Here is a 24258-nt window from a genome sequence, read left to right as displayed (position 1 = left end):
GCAGGTAACCGGCGCGCATGTCCACGGAACCGGAGTCCGTCGTCGTGGTCGGCGGCGGCGTCGCGGGCCTCTCGGCGGCCATCTACACCGCGCGGGCCGGCGTCTCGACGCGAATCGTCTCGACCGACGAGTCCATCCTGAACCGCAACGCGCACCTCGAGAACTACCCGGGCTTTCCCGCCGGCGTGAATCCGCGACTCCTCCTCGAACTGATCCGCGCACAGGCCCGCCGTGCGGGCGCGTGGTTCACGGACGGCCGCGTCCAGCGGGTCGAGGAGACCGACGACGGGTTCGCGACCACCGTCGCCGACGGCGAGGAGTTCGAGTCCGACTACGTCGTCGCGGCGTCCTGGGCCGACGCGTCGTATCTCGCCGGCCTCGACGTCGAGCTGATCGACAGGGGGAGCAAGGAGTTCGTCGGCGTCGACGACCTCGGGAGAACGGCCGTCGATGGCCTCTATGCGGCCGGCCGGCTGGCCGAGCAGTACCACCAGACCATCGTCGCCGCGGGCCACGGCGCACAGGTCGGGCTGACGCTCGTCGAGGACAGCGACGTGGACTTCTACCACGACTGGACGGCCCCGGAGGGCTACTTCACCGACCGCGACCGCGAGGTGCCGCCGGGCTGCGAGGAGATAAGCGAAGACGAGCGAAAGCGGCGCGAGGAAGAGTCTTTGGAGGTCATGCAGCGGTACTTCGAGCAGCCGATGCCCGGCGAACCGACGATGCACCCGAGCGTCGCCGAGGACGAGGACTGAGCGGCGAGCCGAACGGGCGCTCACAGTTCTCGGAGCACGTCCCCGAGCCGCTCGATGCGCGCCTCGGTCGGCGGGTGCGAGCGGGTCTCGACGCGGAACTCGTCGGTCGCCGGGTCGTCCTCGAACCCGTAGGGGAGAAAACAGAGCCCGCGGACGCCGTCGTAGGCCCGGCGCTTATCGGTCTCCGGGGTCGGCGTCGCGTCGCCGTCGAGGGTCTCCAGCGCGGCGACGAGCGCCGACGGGTTCCCCGTGAGTTTCGCGGCGCTCCGATCGGCGGCGAACTCCCGTTCGCGGGAGAGCGACCGGCCCAGCACCACGACCGGCGCGGTGAACACGCCCAGCAGGACGCCGCCGAGGACGACTGTGAGACCGAACAGGAAGGCGACGGAGAGCGTGAAGGCGAGCGATCCGAACGGGGCCTCGACGAATCGGGCGCTGAGGAGATAGGCTCCGACGAACGCCAGCGCGCCGAAGACGAGTCGACTCCCGCGAGAGCCCGGAAGCGCGTCGTCGATGGGACCGTACTCGCCGTTGGTCAGCGCCGGGAGGAAGCTGGCAAGCGTCATCACGGCGGCGTCGCGGTTCTTGACGTGCATCAGCTCGTGGGCCAACACGGCGTCGAGTTCGTCGCCCGAGAGCGCGGCGAGCAGGCCCTCGCTGACGACGACGGTGGCGCTTCCGACGGTACCGACGGCGAAACTGTTCGGAACGTCGCTGTCGGCGACAGCGACCGTCGGCATCGACATATCCGCTTGCTGACAGAGGCGCTGAACCCGCTCGAAGAGGTCCGGATACTCGGCTCGGTTCACCTCGCGGGCGTCGGCCGCCGCGAGCGTCTGTGCGCGCGTGTACCGTAACTGCGCCCAGACGAAGGCGGCGAGCGCCGGAGCCACGACCGCGAGCCACCACGCGGGGCCGGGCCCGCCGGGAAGCACCGCGTCGACGGCGTCTCGAAGCGGCGTGAGCCACGGCGTCAGGAGGGACGCGACGGTGGCGACGACGGCGACGTCGATCGCCAGGAGGAGCAGGAGGGTCGTCAGGATGCGGCGGTTGAGGGTCCCCATACGCGTGTCTGGAGATAGCTGTCAACGCGCCAAAATACTTCTGGTCGCTCGAAAACTCCTTCGAACAAGGACAATACTTTAGACTGGTTGGACAGAAGTCATGAATAGTGCCTTCCAGTCTCACGCGCGCCGCCCTGGCCCTCCTCTGTGCCGGCGCCGTCGTCTACGCGACGGCGCTGTTCCCCGCTGCGCTGGACGTGGGACTCCAGCAGAGCGGTCCCGTCGCCGACGGGCCATCGGCCCCCGCGCCCACCCCCTCCACTCCGGTCGCCGAACCGACGGCGACGCCGGTTCCGACCGCCGAACCGACAGCCACGCCAGCGGCCGACACCGGCGGCGGGAGCGGCGCCCCCTCCCTCTCGTTCCTCCCGCAGCTGCTCGGCTTGCTCACAGTTCTGGCGCTCGGCTACGTCGGTCTCCTCGTCGTCCGCGGCGGCGACGGCTTCGACGGCGGGGGGTTCGGTCTCCCTGGACTCGGGTTCTCGTGGCTCCCGATTCCGCGGTGGCTCCCCGTCACGGGCGCGCTCCAGCGGATTCCGCAGCTGACGACGACGGCGTTGCTCGGCGGTGCGGCCGCGCTTTCGAGCGTCGCCGCGGGCGTCGGTCGCGTCGTTCGCGGCGTCGGCGGCGGTCTCGCCGCGGGACTGGGTCCGCTGAGTCGGATGACCGGCCGCACCCTCGTCACGCTCCCAGGGGTGCTCGGGACGCTGGCGGTCTCGCCGGGACGCGCCCTCTCGGGGCTGACCGGCGGCGGGCTGCTGGCCTCGCTCCGCGGCGGCATCGACCGACCGGCGTTCCTCGAACGCGACGACCCCACGAGCGAGGACCTGCGGGCGACGACCGAGACGAGCGCCGACGCCGAGACGCCGGACGAACCCAGTCCGCCGACGATACAGGAGGCGTGGCAGCGACTGACCGCGGTGATCCCGGTCGCGAACCCCGCGGCGACGACGCCCGGCGAGTACGCCCGGAAAGCCGTCGACATCGGGCTTCCGGAAGGTCCGGTGCAGCGGTTGACCGACCTGTTCCGGGCCGTCCAGTACGGCGGCCGATCGGCTTCGACCACTCGGACGGAGGCAGCGCGAGACGCGCTTTCGAGCATCTTCGAGGGGGGTGACGAGCGGTGAGCCAGACCGAGACGGTGAGCGAAGAGTCGACGGCAGACGAGGTCGGGTCGGCCGACCCTCCCGCCAGCGAGAAGACGACGTCGACCGAGCGGGCGACTCGCGGGACGCTCTCCGACGGGGCGACCGTCGACGCGACGGTCGAGCGCGAGGAGGCCGGCCCGCTCTGGCGGGTGCTCACACTCGCCGGACTCGCGGCCCTCGCGGCGGCCGTCCTCGTCGTCGCGATTCCCGGTCTCCTCCCCGCGCCCGCGGATTCGACCGCAACGGCCGCGCTCCGGGCCGCCGCACCGTACGCCGGGGTCGCGGTCGCGCTCGTCGGGCTCTACGGCGTCCTCGGCCGCGAGGAGGACGGGGAATCGACGCCCGAGACGCCGGTCGAACTCCCGAGCGCGAACCCAGAGACGATCCACGGCGAATCTCACTCTGTCGTCGGCGACGACGTCGACGCCCTCTTGCAGCGCATCGACGGCCGCGTCGATCCCTACAACGGCATCGAAGCGAGTTACGCGGTCGAAGTTCGGCATCGCCTCCGAGAGGCGGTGCGCCGGGCGCTCGTCAGGTACACCGACCGCGACCGCGAGGCGGCGGAGACCGCGATCGAGGACGGGACGTGGACCGACGACGCGCGCGCGGCCTCCCTGGTCGGCGAGCGGGCCGGCGACCCGCCGCTCGCCGTCCAGTTGCGCGACTGGGCCAGCGGCGAGGGGTTCGACCGGGAGGTGGCCGCGACGCTCGCCGAGATCCGCCGGCTCCGCGGCGGTGATTCCCGATGACTGACCGACGGCGCGCTCGCCGCTCGATCGGGCTCTCGGCGGCGCTCGTCGCGGGCGCGGCGGGCGTCGCCACCGGCAACGCAGCTATCTTCGTCGCCTCGACGGTCGGGCTCGTCTACGCGGCCTACGAGGCGGCGACGCGGGACCCCGAACCGGTCCTGACCGTCGAACGAACCCTCGAACCGGCCGCGCCGCTCCCCGGCGAGGCGGTCGCGGTGACGGTGACCGTCAGCAACGACGGCCTCGGCTATCTCCCGGACGTACGCGTCGTCGACGGCGTCCCCGAGCGCCTCCGCGTCGTCGCGGGGTCGCCCCGGTTCGGGACGGCCCTCGACGCCGACGACAGCGCCTCGTTCACGTACGCCGTCGAGGCGCGCCGCGGCGACCACCCGTTCGGCGAGACGACGGTGGTCTGTCGCGACCTCACCGGCACCGGCGAGTGCCGCCAGCGGGTGCGCGTCGAGACGACTGTCGAGTGTAGCGCCGACGTCGAGTCGCTCCCCCTGTCGGCGCAGACGCTCCCGCGGGCGGGGCGCGTCCCGACGCGGGCGGGCGGCGACGGGGTCTCGTTCTACGCCGTCCGCGAGTACCAGTCGACCGACCCGATGGCGCGCATCGACTGGAACCGGTTCGCCCGGACGAGCGAACTGGCGACCGTCGAGTTCCGGGAGACCGCGGCCGCGAGCGTCGTCTTGCTGGTCGATACGCGAAACCCCGTGTCGCCGCGACCCCGCGCGCCGAGCGCCGTCCAGTTCGCCGTCTACGCCGCCGAGCGGATCGGGGCGACGCTGCTGGCCGAGGACAACCGCGTGGGCGCGGCGACCTTCGACGACGGCGCGTACCTCCGCCCGGCCGCCGACCGCGCGCAGCGACGCCGGCTCCGCGAGTTCTTCGGCGGTGGCAACGACGGCGATTCGAGCGACGGCGAGGACGGCGAATTCCTGACGGGCGTCGAGGGCGGCCAGCTGTTCCAGTCCGTCTCCCGCCTCGAACAGTACGAAAGCGAGCGTCACGAACCCGGCAGAGAGGGCGGCGGAGCTGCGCCCGACGGCGGCGACGTCGTCGGGACGCTCGACCGGACGCTTCCCGACGGGGCGCAGGTCGTCTTCTGTACGCCGCTGCTCGACGACCGGGCGGCCGACGCCGCGAAGCGCCTCGCCGCTCACGGCCACTCGGTGACGGTGCTGAGTCCCGACGTGACCACGGACGAGACGCCCGGCGGGACTCTCGCCGGGTTCGACCGGGCCGAGCGGCTCGACGGGTTGCGCCCGAGCGTCCGCGTCGTGGACTGGACGCCGACGGACCCGCTCGCGACGGCGCTCCTGCGGGCCGAGTCGGGGTGGTCGGCGTGAGCGGACTCGACGGGCGGCCCGTCCGCTCGACGGCGGCGCTCTCGGGCACGCTGGCCGTCGCGGTGGCGCTGCTGGTCGGTCTCGGCGTCGGCGACCCGCTCACGGTTCTGGTGAGCGTCGGTGGCGCACTCTCGCTCGCCGGTGGCATCTGGGCGCTCGACGGAGGCTCGAACGCGCGCGTCGCCGGCGGGAGCGTCGCGCTCCTCGTCGGGACGCTGTGTCTCGGCGCGACGCTAACACTCGGTGCGAGCACGCCCGCGCTGTTCGTCACCCTCGGTCTCGGACTCGCCGTCACGCTCGTCGTCACCGACGCGACGACCGGGCTGGCCCGGAGCGACTCGCTGGGGACGGCGCTGCGCGAGAGCGGCAACGCGCTCCTCGTCGGTATCGTCCTCGCGGTCCTCCTGAACCTCCTCGTCGAGTTCGACCCGCTGACGGCGGTCGCCGCGGCCGTTCTCGCGCTCGCCGTCTCGTCGTCGCTCGTCGCCTTCGTCACGCTCCAGCTCGCGGTGCTCGGCGTCCTCGCGCTGCTCGACCGAACGGTACCGATCGTGGACGGGTGGCTCCCCGACCGACCCGACAGCGAGGGACCGCTCGATGGGCTGGCCGACGCCGGCGTCGCGGCGACCGACGTGCCCAAGACCGTCTGGGCGGTCCTCGGCGTCGAACTGTTCGTCGCGCTGACGCCCTTCGGACGGGCGCTGTTCGCGCTGTTCCTCGACGGCGTCCCCCTGGTCGGACCGGTACTGGAGTTCGCGCTCTCGGGTGTTCTCCACGTGGCTGTCGGCCTGGTCGCCGTCGCGCTGGTCGGCGTCGTCGCCGCCGACGGTCTCCGTCACTGGGTCGCCGACTGGCTGGGCGACGACCCGGCGCGAACGCTGTCGCTGCAGGCGGGAGGTCTCCTCACGGTCGCGCTGGCGCTCGTCGGAACGGCCGCGCTGTCCGTCCTTGGCCGTCCGCTTCTCCCTGGGCCGGACGGCGGCGTCACGACCGTCGTCGGCCCGGCGGCGGTCGTCCTCGGCGCGGTCGTCTCGCTCCTGCTCGTGACCGGGATCGCGTTGCAGGCCGTCGCGTTGCTTCCCGACACCGGCTTCGTCGCACCGACGAGCGTCGGGTTCACGGTCGGGAGCGCGCTCCTGTTCCTGTCGACGCTCGGCGCGGCGGAACTCGGCCTGTGGACGCCGCTGGTCGTCGTCGGCGTCGCCGGGGCGCTGCTGGTCTGGGACACGGGCGTCCACGCGAGCGGGCTCGGCGCGCAACTGGGTCGGGCCGCCGAGTCGACCGACAGTCAGTACGTCCACGTCACCGGCAGCGCCGCCGTCCTCGCTACCGCCGTCGTCGTCGCGCTCGCCGCGCGGTATCTCCTCGTCCCCGCGCTCGCACCGCCGGCGTCGCCCGAGGCCGCGTGGCGCTCCGCGGTCGCACTCGGGCTCGTCCTCGTGGCGCTGGTAGCGTTCGGTCTCGCACTGACCGTGCGCGAGAAGCGGTCGGTCGCCGAGTGAGCCGGTTCTCGTCGGCGCTGTCGAATGTCGCCTACCTGACTCAAAGAAAGAGTCCCTGTCCTTTAGGGCGGGCGTGAATCCGACACCCCACGCCACAGACCACGTTCGACGCTCACTCCGGGATATCCTCTCTGACTTTTTTCTCTCCTTCGAGGAGCAACCCCTTCCACGTCAACCCACGGCGCTTCTTCAGTTCCTTCAGCCGCACATACTGTTCCTCGTCGTCAAACTCGATGCGGACCTCGACCATATAGTACCACATAGAACCCACATTTATGTGTGTTCGGATGCAACCAGTAGTCGATGAAGCGAGCCAACACGTTCGACGTGATTCCACAGTCCGATGAGGACGAGGAGTTGCTCCGACGCCTGTTGGACGCTTCTGCCGCACTCTGGAACGAAATTAACTACGAACGTCGGAAAAACTACGCCGACCCAGACGGAGACGTGTGGGACATCAGCGAGTACCGCGGTCGCTACGGCGGTGTTCTCGGTGCTTCGACGGTCCAGCAAATCGAGCGAAAAAATAGTGAAGCTTGGAACTCGTTCTTCAGTCTTAAGAAGAAGGACGAAGCCAACGGCAAACCCGGATTTTGGGGTAACTCAGAAAACGGACGTGAACTCCGAACGTACATCCGCACTACATCGTACTCTGTCGAATGGGGCGAATACTCCCGCCTCGAAATCCTCATTGGCAAAGATCTGAAAGACGAGTACGGGTTGGGATACCGTGAACGCCTTCGGCTCGAAGTTCGAGGCAACCCCAATTGGAAAGAGTACGAAAAGCAGGGTCGGTTAGAGTTGTTCTACGACGAGCAAGCACAGACATTCAGGGCCTTTCAGCCAGTCACAATCAGTGAAGACCATTCTCGACTGGCACATCCACTGGCTTCGCAAGAAGCCGCTCTGGATATTGGTGCGAACAACCTCGTCGCCTGCACAACCACGACCGGCCAGCAATACCTGTACGAAGGTCGTGACCTATTCGAGCGATTCCGCGAGACGACGCGAGAAATAGCCCAACTTCAATCACTGTTGGAGGAGGGGCGATACAGTAGTCATCGTATCCGACTCCTGTACGACCGACGTGCCAAGCGACGGAACCACGCCCAAGACGCACTCGCCCGAGACCTCATCGAACGCCTCTACGAAGAAGGTGTTTCGACAGTGTACGTGGGTGACTTAACCGACGTGTTGGAAACACACTGGTCGGTTCGAGCGAACGAGAAGACGCACAATTTCTGGGCGTTCAGAGCATTCGTGAACAGACTGGCGTGTACCGCTGAAGAATATGGTATGTCGGTTGAGGTTCGGTCTGAGGCGTGGACAAGTCAGACGTGTCGGAACTGTGGGTCAACCACGGACACGGTTCGTCATCAGGACACGCTGACGTGTTCGTGTGGGTTTGAAGGTCATGCCGACCTCTTGGCGAGTGAATCGTTCTTGAGACGGCAGACGACGGTAACACGGTCGATGGCACGGCCTGTATGCCTCAAGTGGGACGACCATAACTGGTCAGAGTCACCATGCTCAGTTCCCAACGAGGAGCATACGAACCCGCAAGTTGCCTCCGTGGGTCGGTAGTCGATACCCCCAGCGCGAGGAAACCTCGCCGGTTACGGCGAGGAGGATGTCATTCCCAGCCGCTGGGAGCGACGCCGAGTCGCGTCACGACCGGGCGGTACGCGAGGGCGACCACGACGACGATCGCCAGCTCTATCCAGAAGCCGACGTCGCCGACGACCGCTCGGACGGCCGCGAGGACCAGAAACACCAGTACGAACAGCGCGAGGTAGTTGAGCGCGAGCTTCGTCAGTCGATCCGTGTCCATACCCCTCTCTACGGGACGATTTGACTCAAACCCTTCCCCCGCCCCTCGAAGACAGGCCGTTACTCCCGAAGTAGTGCTCTCGCCGCGGCTAGTCGAGTGAAGGGAGACTTTTAGGCGGCGACGGTGAAGTGAGTGCCATGTTGCAGGGAGTCAACGTCGTGTTGGGGGTCTCGGGCTCCATCGCCGCGGTCAAGACGGTGGAACTGGCCCACGAGCTGCGCCGCGAAGGGGCGAACGTCAGGGCGGTCATGACCGACAGCGCACAGGGAATCGTCCACCCGTGGGCTGTCGAGTTCGCCACGGAGAACGACGTCGTGACCGAGCTGACCGGGGCCGTCGAACACGTCGACCTCTGTGGCGTCGAGGGCTGGGGCGACGTGCTCCTGCTCGCGCCCGCGACGGCCAACACCGTCGGGAAGGTCGCGGCGGCCATCGACGACACGCCGGTGACGACCTGTGCGACGACGGCGCTCGGGGCGGACGTCCCCGTCGTCGTCGCGCCGGCGATGCACGAGCCGATGTACGACCACCCCGGCGTCGCCGACGCCATCGACCGCGTCGAGTCCTGGGGCGTCGAGTTCGTCGACCCGCGAATCGAGGAGGGGAAAGCGAAGATCGCGACCGAGGAAGCCATCGTCACGGCCGTCGCGCGCGCCGCGGGAGACCGCCCGCTCGCCGGCGAGCGCGTCGTCGTCACCGCCGGCGCGACCACGGAGTCCGTCGACCCGGTGCGGACGCTCTCAAGTCGCGCCTCGGGCCAAACCGGCCGCGCCGTCGCGCGGGCGTGTCACGTCCACGGCGCGGACGTGACGCTGGTCCACGACGGCCCGGAGGTGCCCTACGCCGCCGTCGAACCGGTCGAGTCGGCCGCCGAGATGACCGCCGCCGTCGCCGATCTCGCGTCCGACGCCGACGCGCTGGTCTCGGCGGCCGCCATCTCCGATTACACCGTCTCCCGAGCCGACGAGAAGATAAAGAGCGGCCGGGAGAACCTGACCCTCTCGCTCGAACCGACGCCGAAGCTCATCGACACGGTTCGAGAGGCCCACCCGGAGCTTCCCATCGTCGGCTTCAAGGTCGAATCGGCCGGCGACGACGAGACGCTGGTCGCCCGCGCCCGCGAACTCCGCGACCGGGTCGGCCTCGCGTTCGTCGTCGCCAACGACGCGAGCGTGATGGGCGAAGCCGAGACGCGCGCGCTGTTCGTCCGCGACGACGACGCGAGCGAGTACGTCGGCGACAAGGGGGGGCTCGGGCTGCGCGTCGCCGAGGAACTGCGAACGACGCTGAACGGATGAGGAATCGCGACGTGGATCGCCCGTCGCGGTCGGAGCTAGCGGCGTTCGACGGCATACCGGGTCGCCCGGTGACGTCGACTCGATACCGAAAGCCATAGTCCGGTTAGCGGAGAAGGAGCGACGAGATGTCCTGGCTCCTCCTCTTCGTCGCCGGGTTGTTCGAAGTCGGCTGGGCGATCGGTCTCGAGTACTCCGACGGCCTCTCGAAACCGCTACCCACCGCGGGCACGGTCCTCTCGCTCGTCGTCAGCATGGTGTTGCTGGCGAGAGCGGTCCAGGACCTCCCCATCGGGACGGCGTACGCCGTCTGGACCGGGATCGGAGCCGTCGGCACCGCGGCGCTCGGTATCGTCCTGTTCGACGAACCGGCGACGAGCGCCCGCCTCCTCTTCATCTCCGTGATCGTGTTCGGGATCGTCGGGCTCCACTTCGTCTCACAGGGATACTGACGCCGCGGGCGAGGAGGCCGTCACCAGTCGAACTCCCGGTGAATCTGTCGGCCCTCGTCGTTCAGGACCGGGCCGACGACGTCGGTGGTTCCCTCCAGAATCTCCGCGGAGCCGGGTGCCGGCTCGTCACCGGTGAACGCCGCTATCTCCTCGTGGTCGACGCTGTAGACGACGCGACCGAACCCCGCCGTCGCCATCCCGCCGGCGCACATCGGACACGGCTCGGTGCTCGTGTACATGACCATCTCCGAGCGCTCTTCGGCGTCGTATTCCCGGCACGCGCGGTGGGCGAGGTGGAGTTCGGGGTGGCGTCGGATGTCGGCTTCCGTCACTACTCGGTTCGAGTCGGACATGACGACCACGTCGTCGCGGACGAGCACCGACCCGAACGGCTCGTCGCCGCGGGCCGCGGCTTCACGCGCGAGCGCGAAGGCCTCGCGCATGTGCGTCTCGTGGTCGAACTCGTCGAACTGAGGGGAATCCATCGTCGTAGGGCGGACGGTACGAGCGCGCGACTAATCGGCGTGTCGACCGGAGAGGTCGTCGCCGCGCGACGACCGACCCTGTCCCTGCTATCTACTGCCGTAATGCGAAATAGTTTTCTCCGTTCCACGGTTCGTCCACAACAACGACTGTAACGCCTGCGAAACACACGGACAGGATTCTCACCAAACCACTGTGACTACATCCGACGCCCGCCGTCTGCTGGTCCCGGTCGACGACTCCGTGACGATGCGAAACACCGTCGCGTACGTCGTCGACGAGGCCCGGTCGGCGGTCACCGACGGCCCGGTCGAATTACACTTCGTCGCAATCGCCAGCACCCGTTCGGTCGACCCGGACGCCCCCGAGGAACTCGGCGAAGCGGCGGAACTGCTCGAACGCGTCGAAGTGTGGGTCGAAGAGGACTTCGGCGACGGAATCCCCGAAGCGGTCACCGTCGAGACGGCCGTCCTCGGTGCCGACCGCTACCTGTTCAGCCCCGGCGACTACGCGGACGCGATCCTCGCTCACGCCGACGAACACGGGATCGGTCGCATCGTCCTCGACCCAGAGTACAGCCCCGGCGGTTCGACGCCGATGCTGCGCCCGCTGGAGAGGGAACTCGCCCGCGGCGACGCGGAGGTGGAAGAGGCCCCGGTCGAGCGCCGCGCGCAGCGGACCGTCCTCGCCCGGGCGGCGTCGCTCCCGAAGTACCTCACCGTCTTCGGCGCGTCGTATCTCTTCTACATGCTGCTCTCCTCGTGGAAGCCGCTCGACTTCGCGACCGGTGCCTTCACCGCCGGACTCGTCGCGGTGTTGCTCGCGCCGGTCGCGTTCAGCGAGCAACCCTCCCTGCGTCGGGTCGGCCGGCAACTCCTCCGGATGCTCGTCTACGCGCCCTATCTGCTGAAGGAGATCGCGGTCGCCAACCTCCAGATCGCGTACGTCGTCCTCCACCCGAGCCTGCCCATCGACCCGAAGGTCGTCCAACTGCAGGCGGCGGTCTGGGGCGACGCACCGGTGACGACGCTCGCGAACAGCATCACGCTCACGCCCGGCACGCTGACGATCAGCGTCACCGACCGGGCGTTCGACATCCACTCGCTGACCGCCGGCTCCCGCGAGGACCTCTTCGAGGGCGGTCTCGAACGCGCGGTCAGGTTCGTCTTCTACGGCCGCGAGGCGGCCGCCATCGCGTCGCCCCGCGAGCGCGGCGACGACGGGGAGGGACAGGATGGTTGAGTTCGAACAGGCGCTGCTGGCCATCGCCGCGGCGTTCGTCATCTTCGCCGTCGTGGCGCTGTACCGCGTCTACGTCGGCCCGACGATCCACGACCGGGTCATCGCGGTCAACGTCATGGGGACCAACACCGTCATCGCCATCGCGCTGGTCTCGGCGGCGTTCGACGAACCGGTCTTCCTCGACGTGGCGCTGGTCTACGCCCTGCTGAACTTCCTGCTCTCGATCGCGTTCTCGAAGTTCAACGTCGAACACGGGGGTGTGCTATGACGCCCATCGAGTGGGGGATCGTCGGTCTCGGCCTGCTGGGGGCGTTTTTCGCCGGCGTCGCGTCACTCGGCATCCTCCGGCTTCCGGATATCTACACGCGTGCACACGCGGCCTCGAAGAGCGACACGCTGGGGGCGGTGCTCACCATCGCCGCGGTCGCGCTCGCCCTGCAGACGGACCTCTCGACGGTCAAGGCCGTCTTCCTCCTCACGTTCATGTTCATCACGAACCCGACGGCGGCCCACGCCATCGCGCGGGCGGCACAGGACCAGGGTATCGAACCGTGGACGGTCGAAGACGGGGAGGGCGAGCGATGACGCTGACCCTGCTCGAAGGCGCGCTGCTCGTCTTCGTCGTCGGCTGTGCCGTCGGCGCGGCGCTCCTCCGGGACACGCTCGCGGCGGTGATGTCCTTCGCCGCCTACAGCCTCGGCGTCTCCATCCTCTGGCTCATCTTACAGGCTCCCGACGTGGGGCTGACGGAGGCTTCGGTGGGCGCGGGCATCATGACGATCCTGTTCCTCCTGGCGCTCGCGAACACCGTCACGCCCGACGCCGACGAGCTGTTCGAGTCGCTCGACCTGCGGGCGATGCTGCTGGTCGGCGTCTTCGTCCTCGTGATGGGGGCGACGGTGCCCGCGCTGCCGGCCATCGGCGACCCGAGCGCGCCCGTCGTCAGCGGCGACGTCTCCCAGTACTACATCGAGAACGCCTACGAGGAGACCCACGTCAAGAACGCCGTGACCGCGGTGCTCGCCGCGTACCGCGGGTTCGACACGCTCGGGGAGGCCGTCGTGGTCTTCGCCGCGGGCGTCGTCGGCCTGTCGGTCCTGCGTCGGGAGGTGTTCGCATGAGCGCCGACGAGCAGCCCGGCCTCTACGTCGAGAGCACCATCATCATGACGACGGTGCGCGTCGTCGCGCCGTTCGTCCTCACCTTCGCGCTGTTCATCATGTTCCACGGCGCGGACACGCCCGGCGGCGGGTTCCAGGGCGGCGTCGTCGCCGGCTCCGTCGTGATGATGATCGCCTTCGCCTACGGCATCGAATCCACCCGACAGTGGGTCGATACGCGGGTGATCGCGGGGCTGGCCGTCTGGGGCGTGCTCAACTTCGCCGCCATCGGGCTCGGCGCGCTCGCCCTTGGCGGACGGTTCCTCCAGTACGACGAGTACCACTTCCTGTACAAGTACGCGACGAAGTACGGCATCGAACTGGTCGAACTCGGCATCGGCGGTGTCGTCGCCAGCGTCGTCATCGGCCTGTTCTTCCTGCTGGCCGCCGGGTTCGCCCACGCCGTCGACGACCAATCGGAGGAGACAGCATGAACGCGACGCTCCCGCTCCAACTCGACCTGTTGACGACGCACTACAACTACTACGCCGTCGTCGTCCTGCTCGGCATCGGGCTGTACATGCTCGTCGACTCCCCGAACCTCGTGAAGAAGGTCATCGGGATGAACGTCTTCCAGACGGGCATCTTCCTGTTCTTCATCACGCTGGCCTACCGGTCGGGTGGGAACCCGCCGATCATCACGGAGGGGGGCGGCCCGTACGTCAGCCCGCTCCCGCACGTCCTCATCCTGACGGCCATCGTCGTCGGGGTGAGCCTCACGGCGGTGGCGCTCGCGCTCATCGTCCGCATCTACTCGGAGTACGGCACGCTAGACGAAGAGACGCTGGAGCAACTCTACTATGATTGAGCACCTCCCCGTTCTGTTGGTCGTCCTGCCCATCGTCGGCGGCTCGGTGCCGCTGGTAGCCGGACTGTTCACCGACCGCGCCGGCTGGCCGATCGCGACCGCGACGATGCTGGTCCACGCGCCTCTCGCTGGGTGGCTGTGGTGGGCCGTCTGGGACGCCGGAACCATCGAGTACGCCGTCGGCGGCTACGCCGCGCCCTACGGCATCGAACTCGTCGTCGACGGGCTCTCGGCGACGGTCGCCCTGCTCGTGAGCGTCGTCGCCCTCGGCCTGCTCGCGTACGCGCGCCGCGCGGGACCGCGCTCGAACACGTTCTTCAGTATGTACCTCCTGCTCGTCACCGGGCTGACGGGGATGAGCGTCACGGGCGACGTGTTCAACCTCTACGTCTTCCTCGAGATCACGGGACTGGCCGCCTACGGGCTCGTCGCCAGCGGCCGCGAGGCGAGTTCGGCCGTCGCCGCGCTCAAGTACCTCATCATCGGGACGGTCGGCGCGTCGCTGTACCTGCTCGGCGTCGGCTATCTCCTGGCGGGAACGGGGACGCTGAACATGGCCGACCTCGCCGGCAAGCTCGGCTCGACGCTCGGCTACGACTCGACGCTCGTGCTGACCGCCTTCGGCCTGATGGTCGGCGGCCTGACGGTGAAGGTGGCGCTGTTCCCGCTGCACACGTGGCAGCCCGACGCCTACGCGAACGCGCCCGACACGGTGAGCGCGTTCATCTCGGCGCTGGTCTCGACGGTGTCGGCGTACGCGCTCGCCCGCCTGCTGTTCTCGGTGTTCACCGTCGACTTCCTCACCGCGGTCCCGGCCGCTCGCTGGGCGCTGTTGGGGCTGGCGAGCGTGAGTATCATCGCCGGCAGCGCGCTGGCGGTCTCTCAGAGCAACGTCCAGCGGATGCTCGCGTACTCCTCCGTGTCCCAGTTCGGTCTCGTCGTCGCCGGCTTCACCATCGCCACGCCCGTCGCGGTCGTCGGCGCGACGATCCACCTCGTCGGGCACGCGATCATGAAGGGCGGCCTGTTCGCCGCCACCGGCGTCATCGAGCGGGAGACGGGCGCGCGCTCGGTCAGGAGCTACGCCGGGATGGGCGCTCGGTCGCCGCTGGCCGCCGGCTCCTTCGCCGTGCTGGCGCTGGCGATGGTCGGCGTCCCGCCCGCCGTCGGCTTCTTCGGCAAGTGGTACATCGTCGTCGGTGCCGTCGAGTCGGGCCTCTGGCCGGTCGTCGTCGTGTTGCTCGCGAGCACGCTCCTGACGCTCGCGTACTTCGCGCGACTGGTCGAACGGCTCTACTTCGCCGAACCGACCATCCGCGAGGGCGAGGAAGCGGCCGTCGCCGACGGCGGCGAGAGCGTCTCGACGGGGATGGTGGCCGTCGTCGTCACCGCCGCCGTCCTCTCGATCGCGCTCATCGCCGGCGTGCCGGTACTGGACAGCCTCCTGAACGAGACGCTCCCACCACTACTCTAACGATGACCGAAGTCGCCTCACTCCGACCGCTGTTCGCCGTGCTCGTCTCGGCCGTCGCCATCCCGGTGATTCTCGGCCTGAAATCGCGGCCCGACGTCCGCGAGGGCGTGACGCTCACCGTCGCCCTGGCGAAGTTCGCGATCGTCGCCAGCATGGTCCCCGCCGTCCTCGGCGGCGACGAGTTCCGCGTCGCGCTGGGCGAGTTCGGCAACGGTCTCACCTTCGCGCTCGAAGCCGACGCGCTGGGCATCCTCTTCGCCCTGCTCGCCAGCCTGCTGTGGATCGTGACGAGCTTCTACAGCATCGGGTACATGCGCGGGCTGGACGAACACGCCCAGACGCGGTACTTCGCCTCCTTCGCGGCGAGTCTCGCCTCCGCCGTCGGCGTCGCCTTCGCCGCCAACTTGCTCACGCTGTTCCTGTTCTACGAACTGCTGACGGTCTCGACGTACCCGCTGGTGACCCACGACGAGACCGACGAGGCCCGCGCCGCCGGCCGGAAGTACCTCGCGTACACCTTCGGCGGCGGCGTCGCAGTGCTGGGCGGCAGCGCGCTGGTCTTCTTCCTGACGGGGACGACGGCGTTCGCGCCCGGCGGCATCGAGGCGCTGGCGACGGCCGATCCGGTGCTCGCTCGCGCCGCGTTCGCGTTGCTCGCCGCGGGGTTCGGCGTGAAGGCGGCGCTGATGCCAGTCCACTCCTGGCTGCCCGATGCGATGGTCGCGCCGACGCCGGTCTCCGGCCTGCTCCACGCCGTCGCCGTCGTCAAGAGCGGCATCTTCGGCCTCGCTCGCGTCGTCTTAGACGTCTACGGTCCGGACGTGATGCGCGACCTCGGGGTCAACCTCCCGCTGGCGGCCGTCGCCGCGTTCACGCTCCTGACCGCGAGCGTCATCGCGCTCAGGCAGGACAACCTCAAGCGCCGGCTGGCGTACTCGACCATCAGCCAGCTCTCGTACATCGTCCTCGGTTTGGCGCTCCTGGAGGGCGACGCCCTCGTCGGCGGGTTGCTCCACATCCCCGCCCACGCGTTCATGAAGCTCACGCTGTTCTTCTGTGCCGGCGCGATCCACGTCGAGACCCACACCGACGACATCAGCGACATGGCCGGGATCGGCAAGCGGATGCCGCTGACGATGACCGCCTTCGGCGTCGCGGCCGCCGGGATGGCCGGCATCCCGCTCGTGGCGGGGTTCGTCAGCAAGTGGTACCTCGTCATCGGCGCGCTGAACTTGGAGAGCGGGGGCTGGGTCTTCGCCGGCGCGCTGCTGGTCTCGGGCGTGCTCAACATCGCGTACTTCTGGCCCATCGTCTATCAGGCGTTCTTCGAATCGCCCGAGGCACACGACGAGAAGCCGCTCGTCGAGGAACCGATCGGCGGCCGATACGCGCTTCAGCCGGACGGCGGCGACGCCGAGACGGTCGACTCACGCCACGCGCGGGGTGACGAAGAAGACGAAGACGGGGAAGCGCCGAGACCGGAACACGTCGACCACCTCGGGAAGCGACACGAAGCGGAAGACCACTACGGCGGCCCGCCGGCGACCGGGTGGGAGCAGCGCAACTGGGTCGGCGGCGAGAGCACGTGGTTCATGCTCGGGCCGATCCTGACGGCCGCGACCCTCTCGCTGCTGTTGGGGATCGTCCCGAACGGCGTCGTCTTCCTGCGGATCGTGACCGAAGTCGTCGGGAACCTCCCGGGGGTGACGCTCTGATGGCGAGTCCGTTCCTGACGGCGATTCCGCCGGTGGCGCTCCTGCTCCCGGTGGCGATACTCGTCGCGCTGCTGCCTCGCCGGAGCGGACACGCGCTCGGCGTGCTCGCGTCCGCGCTGGCGACGGCGTGGGTGTGGGTCGTCCCCGACGGCGCGCACCTGCAGACGACGTTCCTCGGGTTCGACGCCGTCCTGTTCAACGTCGACGACTTCTCGCGGCTGATGGGGCTCGTCTTCGGCCTCATCGCCGCCGTCGCCGTGCTGTACTCCTACGCCAGCGACGCCGACGGCGTCCAGACCGGCTTCGCCCTCTCGTACGTGGCGACGAGCTTCGGAGCCGTCTTCGCCGGCGACTGGCTCACGCTGCTGTTCTTCTGGGAGCTGATGGCCGTCACCAGCACGCTGCTGGTGTGGTACTACGGCGGCAAGGCGGTTCGAGCGGGCTTCCGCTACGCGCTCTTCCACGGCATCGGCGGGACGCTCCTGATGGCCGCCATCCTCCAGACCTACGTGGCCAAGGGGACGTTCCTCTTCGCGTCGGTGCCCGGCGGGCCGGAGACCGCGGGTATCGCGGCCGGTCTGCCCGCGGCGCTGGCCGCCGTCGGCATCGGCGTCAACGTCGGCTTCATCGGCCTGCACGCGTGGCTGCCCGACACCTACCCGCGCCCGCACGTCGCCGCCAGCGTCTTCCTCTGCGTGTTCACCACGAAGACCGGCGTCTACGGCATGTACCGGGCGTTCCCCGAGGGCCACGTCGCCATCGCGTACATGGGCGGCGGGATGGCCGTCTTCGGCGCGACGTTCGCGCTGTTCCAGAACGACATGCGCCGCCTGCTCTCCTATCACATCCAGTCGCAGGTCGGCTACATGATCGCCGGCGTCGGCATCGGCGGCGCGCTGGCACAGGCCGGCGCGTTCGCCCACGTCTTCAACCACATCCTCTACAAGGGCCTGCTGTTCATGACCGCCGGCGTCGTCGTCTACCGCACCGGCGAGGAGAGCCTGAAGAAACTCGGCGGCCTCTGGCGGGAGATGCCCCTCACCGCGGGGGCGTTCACCGTCGCCGCGCTGTCGATCGCCGGGTTCCCCGGCTTCAACGGCTTCGTCAGCAAGGGCATCGTCATCTCGGCGAGCCACTACAGCTTCTCGAAGGGGCCGCTGCCCATCGGCGAGTTCTACACGCTCGAATGGCTGCTCCTCCTCGGTGGTATCGGCACGTTCATGTCGTTCATCAAGTTCGGCTACTACGCCTTCTTCCACGGCGAGTACGACGGGAGCGTCCCCGACGCCAACCGCCTCCAGAGCGTCGCCATGCTGACCGTCGCCGCGCTGTGTATCGCCTACGGCGTCTTCGATAGCGCGCTGTTCGCCATCCTGCCCTTCGACGTGACCGACGGCAGCGTCGTCTCGCACGTCTATCACACCTACACCGTCCCCCACGTCGTCGAGGGGGTCGTCCTCGCCGTCCTCGGCCTGATCGGCTTCGCGGTGACGAAGAAACCCCTCTCGAAGCTCGGCCGGGTCCCCGACGTCGACTCGCTGTACAACCCGGCGGTGTTCTACGGGATGCGGAGCCTCGTCGTCGGCGTCACCGAGCTGTACGCCGCCGTCGACCGGATCGCGGTGAACGCCGCCGGCTCGTTCACCAGCGCCGTCGCCAACCCCGACGCGCTCTACGAGCGCATCGTCACGAACGATAGCGACGGGCGTAACCACCCGCTCAGAGCGGGGATCGGCCTCAGCATCCTCGTCCTCGCCCTGTTCGTTACGCTGGCCCTACTGCTCTTGCCGTAGCTATCCTCCCGACCGCGGGGGTATTTTCACAGCAGATAATTGGTGCTGTAGGTTTATGTACCGGCACGGGTTTCTTTCGCTAAGGACACTACCGGGCTCCCCGGTACGTTCCGGAGACAAACGATGGATATCAAACGACTCATCAACGACGACGACGCTGTGTCGCCGGTCATCGGCGTCATTCTGATGGTGGCGATCACCGTCATCCTCGCAGCCGTCATCGCAACGTTCGTTCTCGGCCTCGGCGAGAACCTCAGTAACACCGCCCCGCAGGCTAGTTTTAGTTTTGATTATGAGAAGCAGCCCGGCCCAAAAGGATGGAACAATTCGCAGGATGGAGACGGAACGCTAACTGTCACTCATGACGGTGGAGACAGCATCAACGCCGAAAACTTGCACATTAAGGGGTCTCAGGACGATGGAGCTTGGGACGTGATAACGGGTGAGAACGTTACGACCGCACAGCACAGCACTGGTGCGAGTATTAGTGCAGGGACTAGTATAAAAGTCAACGTTGCCAACTCGGATACTGTTCGCGTGGTCTTCGAATCAAGCGAGAGCGGCAGTTCCGCCACCCTCTCGAAGTGGTCCGGTCCGAGCGCCTAAACCAATCTTCGTATCTTTTCGATGCCGATGACGCACAGTTGCAGGACCACACCGATTAATAAGGTCGGCTTATATCAGTGAGACACATGACATGGCTGGCTCTCATGCGGTGTGGTGGCGTTTGATGAGCCAGCAAACGGAATCCACGTCGGTCGCGGGGGCGAGCGAACCGCTCTCGAAGGGCGAGATCTTCGACGTGCTCCACAACGAGCGTCGCCGCTACGTCCTCCAGTATCTCAGAGAGCACGGCGGGCCGGTCGAACTCGGCGACCTCACTTCGGAGGTGGCCGCGATGGAGTACGACTGCTGCTGCGACGACGTCTCCAGCGCGCAGCGAAAGCGCGTCTACACGACGCTCCAGCAGACGCACCTGCCGCGGATGGCCGAGGCGAGCATCGTCGAGTACGACGCCGACAACGGCCTGGTCTCGACGACGCCACAGACGGAGGAGCTGACCGTCTATCTGGAGGTCGTTCCCAGCGGCGAGTTCCCGTGGCGCGAATACTACCTCTCGCTGGGGGCTGTCAGCCTCGCCGTCGTGGTGGTGCTCTGGGTCGGCGTCTATCCCTTTACCCTCATCCCGCCGCTCGTCTGGGCCACGGTGATGGCCGTCCTACTTACGATCTCCGCGCTGTATCACACGTTCCTCGGCCGCGAGATGACCCTCACCGAGTTCGCTAACGCTCGTGACGAACAGGACGGGGAATAACAAATTCGTCCTGTCGGAATATCAGCGCTGAGAATCCCATACAGCGTACAATTTTTCTCCCTCTGAGATGACTGGTTGTTGCGCTATGTGATACGAACAACTCGTCGAAATCTATCTGATTTGTCTGCCTGAAACGCCGCTCCTGTCAGCCGAAAGCTAGCTTTTTTCGACGACCCGGTTTTCGACATTACAACCCGGTCTTGTACGGTTTCAAGGCGGTCTTGAGAGCGTAAACCGTAGTGTGGGTATAAGTGTCCCTACGACATGAAGATGAGACAGCACACCTCCGCGAGCGCGGGTCCGCTCCACAAGGTGGGGTTAATCGGCACCTACCGCTCGCACACACCCGGTGTGTGGAGAAAAACGATGGATATCAAACAACTCATCGACGACGACGACGCCGTCTCGCCGGTCATCGGGGTTATCCTGATGGTGGCGATCACCGTCATCCTCGCGGCCGTCATCGCGTCGTTCGTCCTCGGACTCGGCGACCAAGCACAGCAAACGACACCGCAAGCCAGCTTCTCGTGGGATTACGATTCATCTTCGAGTGACGTGACAATTACACACGATGGAGGGGATTCAATTGAGGTCCAAGAGATATACATCCGTGGCGATTTCGGTAGTACGGGTGATAGTGCAGCTACGTGGGGGAATTGGAGTACCCTCGGATCAACTGATGACGTGAGTGCTGGTAACAGTATTGACGTTGGCGCGGAGTCGAGTTACGACCTCCGTGTAGTATATGAAACTACCGAAGGGGACAGCTCTGCCACGCTTTCACAGGATTCGGGACCTGACGCCTAAATAACAATGGATCTCAAACAACTTATTGACGACGACGACGCCGTTTCGCCGGTCATCGGCGTCATCCTGATGGTGGCCATCACGGTCATCCTCGCGGCCGTCATCGCGTCATTCGTCCTTGGTCTCGGTGACCAAGCACAGCAGACAACGCCGCAAGCTAGTTTTGCCACGGACTACGAAAGTGGGAATAGCTGGTCCTATTCTAACGTCACCGGGGCTGATGGAAACCTCACTATTACGCATGATGGTGGAGATACAATCAATGCGAACGAACTGTATATCAGGGGCGACTTCGGATTCAGTGCTGGATCAGGGCCAATGGGAAAGGCAGGAACATGGAACGCATCAGCGTACGTTAACACGACCAGTCAGGGAGCAGGGGTCTCTGCTGGCGACCGTGCACTAATTCCTGTCGGCAACGATTACGAACTTCGTGTCGTCTATGAAGCTTCAGAAGGGGACAATTCAGCTACGTTGACCCAGGATTCCGGGCCAGAAGCGTAATCAACTCGACTCGCTTCTCACATTTTTAACTTATTATCGACAGCTATGCACTTGTAAGAGAACCTGTGCACTCATTGAACTACCTCCCCTAGTGTGACTGCTTGACGACGAATTTTTGTAGGACCTGGCAGTACCGACAGCATGGACCTGCTCAAGAAGTCCTTGCTCGATGCGCCGATCATCGAAAAGGACGGCTATCACTACTTCGTCCACCCCATCAGCGACGGCGTGCCGATGCTGCGCCCGGAACTGCTGCGGGAGATCGTCATCAAGATCATCCGCAAGGCGGAGCTCGAAGACGTCGACAAGATCGTCACGCCGGCGGCGATGGGCATCCACCTCTCGACGGCCGTCTCGCTGATGACCGACATCCCGCTGGTCGTCGTCCGCAAGCGCCAGTACGGCTTAGAGGGCGAGGTGGCGCTCTCGCAGGTCACCGGCTACTCCGAGAACGAGATGTACGTCAACGACGTCTACGAGGGCGACCGCGTGCTCGTCCTCGACGACGTGCTCTCGACAGGGGGCACGCTCGCCGCGCTGACCGGCGCGCTCGAAGACATCGGCGCGGACATCCGCGATCTGGTCTGTGTGATCAAGAAGGCCGACGGCGAGAACAAGCTCGACGAGGCCGGCTATCACGCCAAGACGCTCATCAACGTCCGCGTCGAGGACGGCGAGGTCGTCATCGTCGACGAACACGGCGACGACTGAGCAGACGGCCCGCATCGCCGGTTCCCGACGTCCGTCAACAGTTGTACCACGGGTCGATGCTCGTCTCGCGGATCCAGAGTCCAACGTCTTTTCCCTCACACTGCAAGTCCGTATCGGGGTCGTACTCCCAGGAGTTGCTGCGCCCGTCGGGAGTAAAGGCGTGAATCGTCGCCGGCCGCGTATCGATACCGGCCGACTCGTCGGCGTGGCCCGCGTCGAGTTCGTAGACACGACTAAACAGGACCGAACCGTCGGCCGCTTCGATTCTAATGGCGACGGTCACCGGCCGATCGGTCTCGTTGACGGGGATAATCTCGATCGTGTCCCCTTCGCCGCTCGAGTCCGTCCCGGAGAAGCGACCACAGCCAGCGGTGGCACTCGTGGCGCCGACACCGAGGGCGGCGAGGAATCTCCGCCGTGTGACTGTCTCTGAACTGGAGGGGCCGGCGGCGCTTGCGGAGGACATCGGTCTATCGACGCGTCGAAGGAGTGGGACGTGAATCTTCGTACTGATGGACGGCGATTCGCGTCGCACGTATGGTAGATTTGAACGACGTGAACACCTCGTTACCGCTCGGCGTTCTCTCGTTCAAGTTATCGTGACCGCGACATACATGCTCACGAGAACCGCGAAGACAGGGCTTCGCGGCGTAGTTCGCTGAAAAGTAGCGGGAGGTAGATTTGAACTACCGATCTGCGGGTTATGAGCCCGCCGGAATCTCCTGGCTATCCCATCCCGCTACCTCTTCATATCCGAGGCCCCTCATTAAGGGTTGTGATTCGCTCGCCGTCCGTGAGTTTGTGACGCGCTACGCGGTCCCGTCCTGGTGGACCTGCCAGGTGAAGAGGCTCTCGAAGACGTAGTTGACGAACATGGCGACGCCGATGGCGATGGGGCTGGCCGCGAGGAACCAGAGGTCGGTGCCGTAGACGACGAGCTGGACGGTCAGCCACTGCGTGAGGAACCAGTAGATGACCAGTTGCACCGACGACCCGCCCGCGCGGACGAGGTGGGACTTCCCCAGCCGTTTCAGGAACGGGATGCGCCCGGCCGCACCGACCGAGGAGAACGTCCAGTGTTCGTTGACCAGGAACATCACGAGGATGGCCGTCTCGATGCCGGCGGCCTTCGCCCAGAGTTCGGGGACGCCGAAGCCGAGTCTGAGCGTCGCCAGCACGGTGTTGTCGCTGATAGCGCCGATGACGCCGACGGAGACGAACTGGCTGAAGCGCACGCCCGACAGCAGCGACTGGAACCGGTCGGGGACGGCGCCGTGGAGTCGGTCGCGCAGGCTCATTATCGGTCTCGTTCGACGAGGGCGGTCGGGTCGTCCCGGCGGGCGGCGATGGCGGTGTGGAGGCGGTCGTCGCTGAGTTGCTTCGCGCGGTGACGCGCCGCCAGCAGCGCTCTGAGGAGCGCGAATGAGTCCCTGACCGGCGAGACGGTCGAGCCGGGGCGATCTTCCCACTCGATGGGGACCTCAGTGACGCGGAGGTCCAACGCGCCGGCCATCGCGACTAGCTCCACGTCCCACGCGAAGCCGGGTTCGTAGAGGTGCGCGCGGACCCGCTTCCAGGCGGCGGCGTCGATGGCCTTCGCTCCGCACTGATAGTCGTACAGCGAGACGTCGAGCAGCCGGCCGGCCAGCCACGCGAAGCCGTCGCCGAGGAAGCGCCGGGCGAACGTCTGGTGGCTGGCGACTTCGGCGGCGGGGTGGCGGCGCGACCCGACGGCGAGGTCGGTCTCGCCGGCGACCACCGGGTCGACGACGTCGACGAGCGAGCCGACCGGCGTCGAGCCGTCGGCGTCGGCGAAGACGAGCACGTCTGTCGAGAGGCGCTCGAACCCGGCGGTGACGGCAGCGCCCTTCCCGCGGCGGTACGGCACCGTCTCGACGGTAACGGGGAGGTCGGACAGTCGCTCTGGGACGCCGCGCTTCGGCGCGTCGAGCTCGACGACGATCGTGTCGGGGGCGAGCGCTTCGTCGATGGCCGTGAGGTAGGTCCGCAGTTGGGCGACGTCGGGGCGGTAGGCGGGGACGACGACGCCGACGGAACGCGACATTGTGTCACCTTCGGCCGGCGGTGAGTA

The 24258-nt window shown here is 67.0% G+C and carries 29 protein-coding genes and 1 tRNA gene; 22 read left to right on the top strand and 8 right to left on the bottom strand.

Annotation, left to right across the window (positions count from 1 at the left end; all coding sequences use genetic code 11):
* Positions 1-17: 17 nt before the first annotated feature.
* Positions 18-758 carry an NAD(P)/FAD-dependent oxidoreductase gene (locus tag GO488_RS03690; RefSeq protein WP_162316444.1) on the top strand — a complete coding sequence of 247 codons (741 nt, stop codon included), beginning with the start codon at positions 18-20 and terminating at the stop codon, positions 756-758.
* 20 nt (positions 759-778) lie between these two features.
* On the opposite strand, the gene GO488_RS03685 is transcribed toward GO488_RS03690, so the two are convergent.
* Entirely contained in the window at positions 779-1822 is a 1044-nt protein-coding gene (locus tag GO488_RS03685; RefSeq protein WP_162316443.1) for a M48 family metalloprotease, read from the bottom strand.
* Between the two features lie 107 nt (positions 1823-1929).
* Here GO488_RS03685 and GO488_RS03680 point away from each other — a divergent pair, with 107 nt between their 5' ends.
* Genes GO488_RS03680 through GO488_RS03665 form a run of 4 tightly spaced genes read left to right on the top strand, consistent with a single transcriptional unit; the run spans position 1930 to position 6576 of the window.
* Complete coding sequence (locus GO488_RS03680; RefSeq protein WP_162316442.1) at positions 1930-2949, top strand: DUF4129 domain-containing protein; 1020 nt, start codon at positions 1930-1932, stop codon at positions 2947-2949.
* The gene (locus tag GO488_RS03675; RefSeq protein WP_241692886.1) at positions 2946-3722 is read left to right on the top strand and encodes a DUF7269 family protein; all 777 of its coding nucleotides are present in this window, start codon (positions 2946-2948) and stop codon (positions 3720-3722) included. Before GO488_RS03680 ends, GO488_RS03675 begins: the two co-directional genes overlap by 4 nt.
* Positions 3719-5074 (top strand): DUF58 domain-containing protein, encoded by a 1356-nt coding sequence (locus GO488_RS03670; RefSeq protein WP_162316441.1) that lies wholly within the window; start codon positions 3719-3721, stop codon positions 5072-5074. Before GO488_RS03675 ends, GO488_RS03670 begins: the two co-directional genes overlap by 4 nt.
* Positions 5071-6576 carry a DUF7519 family protein gene (locus GO488_RS03665; RefSeq protein WP_162316440.1) on the top strand — a complete coding sequence of 502 codons (1506 nt, stop codon included), beginning with the start codon at positions 5071-5073 and terminating at the stop codon, positions 6574-6576. The genes GO488_RS03670 and GO488_RS03665 overlap by 4 nt, the downstream gene beginning before the upstream one ends.
* A gap of 112 nt (positions 6577-6688) precedes the next feature.
* Here the strand turns inward: GO488_RS03665 and GO488_RS19585 are convergent, their stop codons facing one another.
* Positions 6689-6826 (bottom strand): hypothetical protein, encoded by a 138-nt coding sequence (locus GO488_RS19585; protein WP_164509613.1) that lies wholly within the window; start codon positions 6824-6826, stop codon positions 6689-6691.
* Positions 6827-6879: 53 nt separating this feature from the next.
* On the opposite strand from GO488_RS19585, the gene GO488_RS03660 reads away from it, so the two are divergent.
* Positions 6880-8160, top strand: coding sequence for an RNA-guided endonuclease InsQ/TnpB family protein (locus GO488_RS03660; protein ID WP_162316439.1), 1281 nt, complete (start codon positions 6880-6882; stop codon positions 8158-8160).
* Positions 8161-8209: 49 nt separating this feature from the next.
* Here the strand turns inward: GO488_RS03660 and GO488_RS03655 are convergent, their stop codons facing one another.
* Positions 8210-8407 (bottom strand): hypothetical protein, encoded by a 198-nt coding sequence (locus GO488_RS03655; protein WP_162316438.1) that lies wholly within the window; start codon positions 8405-8407, stop codon positions 8210-8212.
* A 137-nt stretch (positions 8408-8544) separates the two neighbouring features.
* On the opposite strand from GO488_RS03655, the gene coaBC reads away from it, so the two are divergent.
* Together coaBC and GO488_RS03645 are read left to right on the top strand one after the other, a co-directional pair.
* A complete protein-coding gene (coaBC, locus tag GO488_RS03650) occupies positions 8545-9705 on the top strand; it encodes a bifunctional phosphopantothenoylcysteine decarboxylase/phosphopantothenate--cysteine ligase CoaBC (RefSeq protein WP_162316437.1) in 1161 nt (386 codons plus the stop codon).
* 125 nt (positions 9706-9830) lie between these two features.
* Positions 9831-10154, top strand: coding sequence for a DMT family transporter (locus GO488_RS03645; RefSeq protein ID WP_162316436.1), 324 nt, complete (start codon positions 9831-9833; stop codon positions 10152-10154).
* A gap of 20 nt (positions 10155-10174) precedes the next feature.
* Here the strand turns inward: GO488_RS03645 and GO488_RS03640 are convergent, their stop codons facing one another.
* A complete protein-coding gene (locus GO488_RS03640; RefSeq protein WP_162316435.1) occupies positions 10175-10639 on the bottom strand; it encodes a nucleoside deaminase in 465 nt (154 codons plus the stop codon).
* A gap of 241 nt (positions 10640-10880) precedes the next feature.
* Between GO488_RS03640 and GO488_RS03635 the strand changes: the two genes are divergently transcribed.
* From GO488_RS03635 to hpt, 14 genes are all read left to right on the top strand, one after another.
* Positions 10881-11879 carry a monovalent cation/H+ antiporter subunit E gene (locus tag GO488_RS03635; protein ID WP_241692918.1) on the top strand — a complete coding sequence of 333 codons (999 nt, stop codon included), beginning with the start codon at positions 10881-10883 and terminating at the stop codon, positions 11877-11879.
* Entirely contained in the window at positions 11872-12147 is a 276-nt protein-coding gene (locus GO488_RS03630) for a cation:proton antiporter (RefSeq protein WP_162316433.1), read from the top strand. The genes GO488_RS03635 and GO488_RS03630 overlap by 8 nt, the downstream gene beginning before the upstream one ends.
* A complete protein-coding gene (gene mnhG, locus GO488_RS03625) occupies positions 12144-12464 on the top strand; it encodes a monovalent cation/H(+) antiporter subunit G (protein WP_162316432.1) in 321 nt (106 codons plus the stop codon). Before GO488_RS03630 ends, mnhG begins: the two co-directional genes overlap by 4 nt.
* Complete coding sequence (locus GO488_RS03620; protein WP_162316431.1) at positions 12461-13000, top strand: DUF4040 domain-containing protein; 540 nt, start codon at positions 12461-12463, stop codon at positions 12998-13000. Before mnhG ends, GO488_RS03620 begins: the two co-directional genes overlap by 4 nt.
* Positions 12997-13473: a Na(+)/H(+) antiporter subunit B gene (locus GO488_RS03615; protein ID WP_162316430.1), complete on the top strand. Its 477-nt coding sequence runs from the start codon at positions 12997-12999 to the stop codon at positions 13471-13473. Before GO488_RS03620 ends, GO488_RS03615 begins: the two co-directional genes overlap by 4 nt.
* Positions 13470-13847 (top strand): cation:proton antiporter subunit C, encoded by a 378-nt coding sequence (locus GO488_RS03610; RefSeq protein ID WP_162316429.1) that lies wholly within the window; start codon positions 13470-13472, stop codon positions 13845-13847. Before GO488_RS03615 ends, GO488_RS03610 begins: the two co-directional genes overlap by 4 nt.
* A complete protein-coding gene (locus tag GO488_RS03605) occupies positions 13840-15321 on the top strand; it encodes a monovalent cation/H+ antiporter subunit D family protein (RefSeq protein WP_162316428.1) in 1482 nt (493 codons plus the stop codon). The genes GO488_RS03610 and GO488_RS03605 overlap by 8 nt, the downstream gene beginning before the upstream one ends.
* 2 nt (positions 15322-15323) lie before the next feature.
* Positions 15324-17036 (top strand): cation:proton antiporter, encoded by a 1713-nt coding sequence (locus GO488_RS03600; RefSeq protein ID WP_162316427.1) that lies wholly within the window; start codon positions 15324-15326, stop codon positions 17034-17036.
* Entirely contained in the window at positions 17036-18829 is a 1794-nt protein-coding gene (locus GO488_RS03595) for a Na(+)/H(+) antiporter subunit D (protein WP_162316426.1), read from the top strand. Before GO488_RS03600 ends, GO488_RS03595 begins: the two co-directional genes overlap by 1 nt.
* A gap of 123 nt (positions 18830-18952) precedes the next feature.
* Positions 18953-19435: a type IV pilin domain-containing protein gene (locus tag GO488_RS03590; protein ID WP_162316425.1), complete on the top strand. Its 483-nt coding sequence runs from the start codon at positions 18953-18955 to the stop codon at positions 19433-19435.
* 124 nt (positions 19436-19559) lie between these two features.
* Positions 19560-20144, top strand: a complete 585-nt coding sequence (locus GO488_RS03585) for a DUF7344 domain-containing protein (protein WP_162316424.1) — start codon at positions 19560-19562, stop codon at positions 20142-20144.
* Positions 20145-20510: 366 nt separating this feature from the next.
* The gene (locus GO488_RS03580; protein ID WP_162317530.1) at positions 20511-20951 is read left to right on the top strand and encodes a type IV pilin domain-containing protein; all 441 of its coding nucleotides are present in this window, start codon (positions 20511-20513) and stop codon (positions 20949-20951) included.
* Positions 20952-20957: 6 nt separating this feature from the next.
* Entirely contained in the window at positions 20958-21455 is a 498-nt protein-coding gene (locus GO488_RS03575; RefSeq protein WP_162316423.1) for a type IV pilin domain-containing protein, read from the top strand.
* A gap of 141 nt (positions 21456-21596) precedes the next feature.
* Positions 21597-22166, top strand: a complete 570-nt coding sequence (hpt, locus tag GO488_RS03570) for a hypoxanthine/guanine phosphoribosyltransferase (RefSeq protein ID WP_162316422.1) — start codon at positions 21597-21599, stop codon at positions 22164-22166.
* 34 nt (positions 22167-22200) lie between these two features.
* Here the strand turns inward: hpt and GO488_RS03565 are convergent, their stop codons facing one another.
* The 4 genes from GO488_RS03565 to GO488_RS03550 form a co-directional block, all read right to left on the bottom strand.
* On the bottom strand, positions 22201-22632 hold the full coding sequence (locus GO488_RS03565) for a hypothetical protein (RefSeq protein WP_162316421.1): 432 nt from the start codon (positions 22630-22632) through the stop codon (positions 22201-22203).
* A 200-nt stretch (positions 22633-22832) separates the two neighbouring features.
* Positions 22833-22907, bottom strand: a tRNA-Met gene (locus tag GO488_RS03560).
* Between the two features lie 68 nt (positions 22908-22975).
* Positions 22976-23464, bottom strand: coding sequence for a GtrA family protein (locus tag GO488_RS03555; RefSeq protein WP_162316420.1), 489 nt, complete (start codon positions 23462-23464; stop codon positions 22976-22978).
* Positions 23464-24231: a glycosyltransferase gene (locus GO488_RS03550; protein WP_162316419.1), complete on the bottom strand. Its 768-nt coding sequence runs from the start codon at positions 24229-24231 to the stop codon at positions 23464-23466. The genes GO488_RS03555 and GO488_RS03550 overlap by 1 nt, the downstream gene beginning before the upstream one ends.
* Positions 24232-24258: the final 27 nt, after the last annotated feature.

Source organism: Haloarcula limicola, from assembly GCF_010119205.1.
GTDB lineage: Archaea > Halobacteriota > Halobacteria > Halobacteriales > Haloarculaceae > Haloarcula > Haloarcula limicola.
The sequence above is the reverse complement of the archived record's forward strand: the minus strand, read 5'-3'. Positions and strand labels throughout refer to the sequence as shown.